Here is a 430-nt window from a genome sequence, read left to right as displayed (position 1 = left end):
GTCCGGACCGTGCCCGCCCCTTCCACATGAGTGGAACGCGTTCTAGTCTGTGCCCGCCGCGGGGATCGCGGAGTCGGGACAGCCAGGTAGAGCGACACCCCAGGAGGGGCCGTGCACCTCGAATACACGCCCGGTCAGCAGCGGCTGCGCACCGAACTGCGCGCCTACTTCACCGAGTTGGTGCCCGACAACGCCTACTCCCGCTACACCGACCCCGCCGGCCAGAAGCGCTTCTACCGCCGGACCGTCCGCCGCCTCGGCGCCGACGGCTGGCTCGGCGTCGGCTGGCCCACCGAGTACGGCGGCCGCGGCATGACCCCGATGGAACAGTTCATCTTCTTCGACGAGGCCGCCCAAGCGGGCGTACCGCTGCCGCTCATGGCCCTCAACACCGTCGGACCGACCCTCATGCAGTTCGGCACCGACGAGC

At 70.0% G+C, this 430-nt stretch carries 1 protein-coding gene; it reads left to right on the top strand.

All coding sequences use genetic code 11. From position 1 onward, the window contains the following. Positions 1-111: 111 nt before the first annotated feature. Positions 112-430 (top strand): acyl-CoA dehydrogenase family protein (locus AOK16_RS28045; RefSeq protein WP_240483429.1); only part of this gene is annotated, 319 nt, incomplete at its 3' end.

The organism is Streptomyces pathocidini (genome assembly GCF_001418495.1).
Lineage (GTDB): Bacteria > Actinomycetota > Actinomycetes > Streptomycetales > Streptomycetaceae > Streptomyces > Streptomyces pathocidini.
Note: the sequence above shows the minus strand (reverse complement) of the source record. Positions and strands in the feature narration are given on the sequence as shown.